Genomic DNA, 7,291 nt, shown 5'->3' on the forward strand with positions numbered 1-7,291 from the left:
GCCCTGGCCCGCGCACTCGCCGCCCGGCCACGGCTGCTGCTGCTCGACGAGCCGCTGGCCGCACTCGACCAGACCACCCGCGCCCAGGTACGGCACACCCTGCGCGGCCACCTCGCGGACTTCGGCGGGGTCTGTCTCATCGTCACGCACGACCCGGTCGAGGCGGTCTCGCTGGCCGACCGGGTGCTCGTACTGGACGAGGGACGCGCCCTGCAGGACGCGCCGCCCACCGAGGTCACCCGCAGCCCGCGCTCACCCTGGGTCGCCCGGATGCTCGGCCGCAACGCCTGGCCCGGCACGTTCGGTCAGGACGGACTCGACCTGACGGCCGGCGGCCGGCTGGTCGTCGCCGAACCGCTGCCCGCCGGCACGGCCGCGCTGGCGATCATCGCCCCGGAAGCCGTCGCCGTACACCGGGAGCGCCCCACGGGCAGTCCGCGCAACGTATGGCCCGGTACGGTCCGGGAGATCACGGCGTCCGGCAGCCGGCTGCGGATCCTGATCACCTCGGGCGACGCACCCGACCTGGTCGCCGAGATCACCCCGGGCGCCGCGGCCGAACTGGGCCTGACCGACGGCGTGTCCGTCTGGACGAGCGTCAAAGCCACCGAGGTCACCCTCGTCGCGCTGTAGACAGAACGGCCGGCAGCCGCGTAGATGGGGAACGAGCCGAGCGGACGGCCGGCCGGACGGGAGCGAGCGATGTTGCTGCGCCAGCTGGAATACCTCGTCGCGCTCGCCAGGGAGCGGCACTTCGCCCGCGCAGCCGCCGCCTGCTTCGTCTCCCAGCCGTCCCTGTCGGCGGCGATCCGCAAACTCGAACACGAACTGGACGTGCCCATCGTGCGCAGGGGCCGCCGCTTCGAAGGACTGACCCCCGAGGGCGAGCGGGTACTGCTGTGGGCGCACCGGATACTCGCCGAGCGCGACGCGCTGCGCCATGAACTGTCCGCGATGCGGGGCGGCCTGACCGGCACGCTGCGGCTCGGCGCGATACCCACCGCGCTCACCGTGGCCTCGCTGCTCACCACACCGTTCTGCGAACGGCACCCGCAGGCAAGGGTGGTGATCGACTCGCTGTCGTCCCGCGACATCACCCACCGGCTCGCCGAGTTCGAACTCGACATCGCCATCACCTACTTGGACGACGAAACCCTCGGCCAGGTGCGCAGGACCCCGCTCTACGAGGAGCGCTATCTGCTGCTCACCCCGCTGGCCGGACCGCTGTCGGGGCAAGAGGTCGCGGGCTGGTCGCAGATCGCGGACCTGCCGCTGTGCCTGCTGTCGCGGGAGATGCGCAACCGGCGCATCATGGACGAGTACTTCGCGGCCGACGGCGGATCCACCGTGACCCCGGCGATCGAGACCGACTCGGTGGCGGGGCTCTACGCCCACCTGGCGGCCGGGCGGTGGTCCAGTGTGATCTCACACGCCTGGCTGCACATGTTCGGCGTGCCCGAGGGGATGCGGGTCATCCCGCTGGCCACCCCGGCGCACGGCCCGCGGGTGGGCCTCGTCATCGCCGACCGCAGCCCCGAACCCGTCCTGGCCCGCGGGCTGCTGGAGATCGCCAGGGAAGCCGGTGTACGGGAGGCGCTGGACCGGCTGCTCGACACCTATCTGCGCCCGGCGCTGCCCGGATAGCCCCTGCCTATCCGGGCATAGAAACTTTCGCTTTGCCATCCTCCCTGGTCAGGGCCAGTGTGGAAGTAACTTTCCGCAGCAACGGATGAGGAGCCGCAGTCATGGCAAAGGTGCTGTGCGTGCTGTACGACGACCCGGTCGACGGATACCCGACCTCCTACGCCCGCGACGACATCCCCAAGATCGAGAGTTACGCGGGCGGCCAGAGCGCCCCGACACCGCAGGCCATCGACTTCACGCCGGGCGAACTCCTCGGCAGCGTCTCCGGCGAACTGGGCCTGCGGACCTTCCTGGAGTCCCGTGGCCACACGCTCGTCGTCACGTCGGACAAGGACCGCGAGGGGTCCGTCTTCGACCAGGAACTCGTCGACGCGGACGTGGTCATCTCCCAGCCGTTCTGGCCGGCCTATCTGACGGCCGAGCGCATCGCGACGGCGAAGAACCTCAAGCTCGCCGTCACCGCCGGGATCGGCTCGGACCATGTCGACCTGGACGCCGCCATCGGGGCGGGCGTCACCGTCGCCGAGGTCACGTACTGCAACAGCATCAGCGTCGCCGAGCACGTCGTGATGATGACCCTGTCGCTGGTCCGCAACTACCTCCCCTCGCACCAATGGGTCCTCGACGGCGGCTGGAACATCGCCGACTGCGTCGCCCGCAGCTACGACCTGGAGGGCATGCACGTCGGGACCGTGGCGGCCGGCCGGATCGGGCTCGCCGTGCTGCGCAGGCTCGCGCCGTTCGACGTCAAGCTGCACTACACCGACCGGCACCGGCTGCCCGAGGAGACCGAGCGCGAGCTCGGCCTGATCTGGCACGAGAGCACGCAGGACATGGTCCCGCACTGCGACGTGGTCACCATCAACGCGCCTCTCCACCCGGAGACCGAGGGGCTGTTCGGCGACGAGCTGATCGCGTCGATGAAGCGCGGCGCCTACCTCATCAACACCGCCCGCGCGAAGATCGCCGACCGGGACGCCGTCGACCGCGCGCTGCGCAGCGGACAGCTCGCGGGGTACGCGGGCGACGTCTGGTACCCGCAGCCGGCCCCCGCCGACCACCCCTGGCGGACCATGCCGCACCACGGCATGACCCCGCACATCTCCGGTTCCTCGCTCTCGGCCCAGACCCGCTACGCGGCGGGCACCCGGGAGATCCTGGAGAACTTCTTCGACGGCACCCCGATCCGCGAGGAGTACCTGATCGTCGACAACGGCGGTCTCGCGGGTACGGGCGCGCACTCCTACTCGGTGTCGAAGGGCTGACGCGCACCAGGCAGACCGGCACGTCCCCGTACGGCATCAGCCGCCCCGGTCGCACACGCGGCCGGGGCGGCTGTCGGTGCGGCAACCGCCGTGTCGCACACTGGTGGTGTGTCCTCACTCCCGCACCAGGTCCAACTCGGCAGCGCCATTGGCCACATGGTGGTGTGCGGCGACGACACGCTGGCCCACCGGCTGGCCGTCGAACTGCGTGACGTCTACGGCGAACAGGTCGTCCTGGTCGTACCGCCGCAGCGGGCCGCCGGCGGCGAACGGGCCCCGATCGGCAACCGGGGCCGGGCGTCCGCCTTCCTCGGCCGGATGTCGGCGGCCGTGGGGCGTACGGGAGCGGCCTCGCCCAACCCCTACGACAGCCTCGCCGGCGTGGTGGCGCCGCCGCGTGTCGTGGAGGCGGCCGACCTGGACGACGCGGTCCTCAGGGACGCCGGGGTGGAGAGCGCCGCCGCGCTCGCCGTCGTCCACGAGGACGACGAGACCAACATCAGGACCGCGCTCGCCGCCCGCCGGCTCAACCCCCGGCTGCGGCTGGTCATCCGGCTCTACAACCGCAAGCTCGGCCAGCACCTCGAAGCGCTCCTCGACCAGTCGGCGGCGGTCGCCTCGTCCGACGGTGACGAGACGGCGCCCGACGCCTCCACCACCGTCCTCAGCGACGCCGACACGGCGGCCCCCGCGCTGGCCGCGACCGCCATCACCGGCACGAACAAGGTCATCAGGGCGGGCGGTCTGATGCTGCGCGCCGTCGACCGGCACCCGGGGCCTGGCCAGTTGGCCGAACCGGGGCTGTGCACCCTCGCCCTGCTGTCGGCGACGGCCGACGACCCGATCGGCGCCGAAGGACCGGGCGGCGGCGGGCGCGGCGGGCCGCAGATGCTGCCCGACGACGCGAGCGCGGCGGCGGCGGTGGGGCGCGGCACGGTCGTCCTGGAGACCGTCTCGCAGACCGGCAACGACCCGGAAGGCGCGGGCGGCCGGATCGGCGGGCGGCTGACCGGTCTGTTCGGCGGCCGTGGCGCCCCGCTGGCCTCGCTGTTCTCCCGCCGGCTGCGCTGGTCCTTCGTCGGTATCGTCGCGGTCGTGCTCGCGCTGGCGGTGGCACTCTCGCTGGTCACCGGGATGCGTCCGCTCAGCGCCCTGTACTTGACGCTGCTCGACCTGTTCGCCATCGACGACCCCGCCGTCGGCGACGCCACGGCCCGGCAGGTCCTGCAACTCCTCACCGGACTCGCGGGACTTCTGCTGCTGCCCGTGGTGACCGCGGCCGTCCTCCAAGCGCTCGGCACGTTCCGCAGCGCCTCCGCCCTGCGCAGGCCGCCGCGCGGGCTCTCCGGCCATGTCGTCCTGCTCGGCCTCGGCAAGATCGGCAGCCGGGTGCTGACGCAGCTGCGCGAACTCGGCATCCCCGTCGTGTGCGTCGAGGAGGACCCGGAGGCGCGCGGTGTGGCCCTCGCCCGCAGGCTCCACGTACCGACCGTGCTCGGCGACGTGACCCAGGAAGGGGTGCTGGAGGCGGCCAAGATCTACCGCGCGCAGGCGCTGCTCGCCCTCACCAGCCGGGACACCACCAACCTCGAAGCCGCGCTGTACGCCCGCTCGGTGGCCCCCCGGCTGCCCGTCGTCCTGCGGCTGTACGACGACGACTTCGCGACCGCCGTCTACCGCACCCTGCGGGCCGCGCACCCCGGGGCCGTGACGCGCAGCCGCAGTGTCTCCTACCTGGCGGCGCCCGCCTTCGCGGTCGCCATGATGGGCCGTCAGGTGCTCGGCGCCATTCCGGTGGAGCGCAAGGTGCTGCTGGTCGCCTCCGTCGACGTGGCAGGCCATCCGCGGCTCGAAGGGCGCACGGTCGGCGAGGTGTTCACCCCCGGCGCCTGGCGGGTCATCGCCCTCGACACCGGCGACGACACGGCACACACCCCGGACGCCGCCGCGGTGCCCGGCGAGGACGGGCAGCCCCGGCCGACCGGTCTCAGCTGGGACCTGCCCGCCGACCGGGTGCTGCGGCCGGGGGAGCGGGTGGTGATAGCGGCGACCCGCAGGGGCCTCGCCGAACTGCTCGGCCGGCACAGGACCGCCTCCCGGTCGCCCAGGTGATCCAACCGGATAAGACCCCGGCCTCCCGTACGTCACCCAACTCCCCTAATCTCCTCCTCGGTTGACATGCCCCACACATGCGCACCTGGAGGAACAACGGACATGGCAAAGCTCCTTCGCACCGCCGTCGCCGCGAGCGCCGTCGCGGTCCTCGCCCTCGTCACCTCGCCGGCCCGGGCCGCCGGCACGGACCAGCTGCCGTACTCCGCCACCACCGGCGTCGGCGTGCACAACTCGTACGACAAGGCCGCGTTCCCCTACTTCGCCGATGCCCTCGACTCCGGTGCGGGCATGCTGGAACTCGACGTGTGGACCAATGTGTTCGGCGCGTCCTGGCGGGTCTCGCACGAGAACCCGACCGGCAACAACAACAACTGCGCCAACGCCACCACCCCGGCGCAGCTGCGTACCAACAGCCAGAACCGGGACCTGGGCGGCTGCCTGGCCGACATCAGAACCTGGCACGACGCCCACCCCGGCCACCGGCCCGTCGTCCTCAAGATCGAGATGAAGGACGGCTTCCTGGGCACCGCGGGCCGCGGCCCGGTCCAGTTCGACACGCTGCTCAACACCAAGCTCGGCGACGCGCTCTTCCGCCCCGCCGACCTGACGGGCGGTCACGCGACGCTGGACGAGGCCGTCCAGGCGGGCAGCTGGCCCACCAGGGCCCAGCTCGCGGGCAAGTTCATCGTCGAACTCATCCCCGGTACGGTCGAGGAGAGCAACCCGTTCGACTCGTTCTGGACCGACAAGGAGTACGCCACCCACCTCCGCGACCTGAAGGCGGCGGGTACGCTCTCCCAGGCCACCGCCTTCCCCGCCGTCCACTCCGTCACCGCGGCCGGCGACCCGCGCACCCGGTACCCGGACACCACCCTGCGCCCCTGGTTCGTCTTCTTCGACGGTGACGCCGCCGCCTTCGTCAACAACGGCATCGACCTCGCCTGGTACGACCAGCGCCACTACTTCGTCCTGATGACGGACGCCCAGAACGTGGCCCCCGCCATCGACGGCACCAACCCCACCGAGCAGCAGGCCCGTGACCGGCTCGCGCTGCTCGCCGCCGACCACGCCAGCCTGATCTCCGCCGACTGGCGTTCGCTGCCCGCCGTGCTCTCCTCCGTCGTCCCGCGCGGCCAGTAGACCTGAGCGGGTCACGAAGCACGCGACACCCCGGGGCCGGGCACACCGTCCGGCCCCGGGCCGTCCGTCACACCGTCGGGGCGTGCGCCGCCAGCACCGCGTCCACGGTGTCCGCGTCCTCCGGGCGCTTGTCCTCGCGGTAGCGCACCACCCGGGCGAAGCGCAGCGTCACCCCCGCCGGATAGCGGGACGAGCGCTGCAGCCCGTCGTACGCGATCTCGACCACCAGCTCCGGCCGCACGGTCACGGTGAACCCGTCGTCGCGCACCGCCAGCTCCCCGAGGCGCTCCGTCTGCCACTGGAGCATCACGTCCGTCAGCCCCTTGAACGTCTTGCCGAGCATCGCGAACGTGCCGTCCTCGCGCCGCGCGCCCAGATGCAGGTTGGAGAGCTTGCCCGTACGCCTGCCGTGCCCCCACTCGGCCGCCAGCACCACCAGGTCGAGCGTGTGCACCGGCTTCACCTTCAGCCAGCCGGCACCGCGCCTGCCCGCGCTGTACGGCGCATCGAGGCTCTTGACCACCACCCCCTCGTGCCCGCGCGCCAGCGTGTCCCGGGAGAACGCCTCACCCTCGGCGGCGTCCCCGCCGTCCGTCACGACGACGCGCCGCACCCGCATCGGCTCGGGCACCAGCGCGGCCAGCGCCTCCTGCCGCTCCGCGCAGGACAGCCCCAGCAGATCGACGCCTTCGGCGGCCAGGATGTCGAAGAAGACCGGCGAGAGCGGCAGCGCCTCGGCCGCCGACCGCACATCGGTACGCGACCCCACCCGCCCCGCGACCTCCTGGAACGGCCTCGGTCTGCCGTCGGCGCCGAGCGCGATGACCTCGCCGTCCAGCACGAACCGGTCCCCGTCCAGCGCCAGCGCCACCGCCGTCACCTCCGGCAGCCGGTCGGTGATGTCGTCGAGGGTGCGGGTGAAGATCCGCACCTCGCCGCCCTCGCGGTGCACCTGCACCCGGATACCGTCCAGCTTCTCCTCCACCGCGCACGCCCCGAGCCTGCCCACCGCCTCGGCCACGCTGCCCGCGCTCTGCGCCAGCATCGGCAGCACGGGACGGCCCACGGTCAGCCGGAACTCCGCCAGCACCGCGGGCCCCTCGGCGAGCAGCCGCTCGGCCACCGGC

6 protein-coding genes are annotated in these 7,291 nt (G+C 72.5%); 5 read left to right on the top strand and 1 reads right to left on the bottom strand.

Translation table 11 applies throughout. From position 1 onward, the window contains the following. The 5 genes from HY68_RS32165 to HY68_RS32185 all read left to right on the top strand — a co-directional run. Positions 1 to 633 (top strand): TOBE domain-containing protein (locus tag HY68_RS32165; RefSeq protein WP_041998443.1); only part of this gene is annotated, 633 nt, incomplete at its 5' end. A gap of 69 nt (positions 634 to 702) precedes the next feature. Then, complete coding sequence (locus HY68_RS32170; RefSeq protein ID WP_041998447.1) at positions 703 to 1,644, top strand: LysR family transcriptional regulator; 942 nt, start codon at positions 703 to 705, stop codon at positions 1,642 to 1,644. 101 nt (positions 1,645 to 1,745) lie between these two features. Further along, positions 1,746 to 2,909, top strand: a complete 1,164-nt coding sequence (locus tag HY68_RS32175) for an NAD-dependent formate dehydrogenase (protein WP_041998450.1) — start codon at positions 1,746 to 1,748, stop codon at positions 2,907 to 2,909. Positions 2,910 to 3,065: 156 nt separating this feature from the next. Then, entirely contained in the window at positions 3,066 to 5,021 is a 1,956-nt protein-coding gene (locus tag HY68_RS32180; RefSeq protein WP_041998452.1) for an NAD-binding protein, read from the top strand. Between the two features lie 102 nt (positions 5,022 to 5,123). Then, positions 5,124 to 6,164: a phosphatidylinositol-specific phospholipase C domain-containing protein gene (locus tag HY68_RS32185; protein WP_041998454.1), complete on the top strand. Its 1,041-nt coding sequence runs from the start codon at positions 5,124 to 5,126 to the stop codon at positions 6,162 to 6,164. A 67-nt stretch (positions 6,165 to 6,231) separates the two neighbouring features. On the opposite strand, the gene HY68_RS32190 is transcribed toward HY68_RS32185, so the two are convergent. Beyond that, positions 6,232 to 7,291, bottom strand: a 1,060-nt coding sequence (locus HY68_RS32190; RefSeq protein WP_041998457.1) for an ATP-dependent DNA ligase, incomplete at its 5' end; no start/stop codon positions are given.

It is taken from the genome of Streptomyces sp. AcH 505, assembly GCF_000818175.1.
GTDB lineage: Bacteria > Actinomycetota > Actinomycetes > Streptomycetales > Streptomycetaceae > Streptomyces.

Excerpts from the sequence above, each read along its gene's own strand:
- HY68_RS32170 (WP_041998447.1), top strand. The coding sequence starts at position 703 with ATGTTGCTGCGCCAGCTGGAATACCTCGTCGCGCTCGCCAGGGAGCGG.
- HY68_RS32185 (WP_041998454.1), top strand. The coding sequence starts at position 5,124 with ATGGCAAAGCTCCTTCGCACCGCCGTCGCCGCGAGCGCCGTCGCGGTC.
- HY68_RS32175 (WP_041998450.1), top strand. The coding sequence starts at position 1,746 with ATGGCAAAGGTGCTGTGCGTGCTGTACGACGACCCGGTCGACGGATAC.
- HY68_RS32180 (WP_041998452.1), top strand. The coding sequence starts at position 3,066 with ATGGTGGTGTGCGGCGACGACACGCTGGCCCACCGGCTGGCCGTCGAA.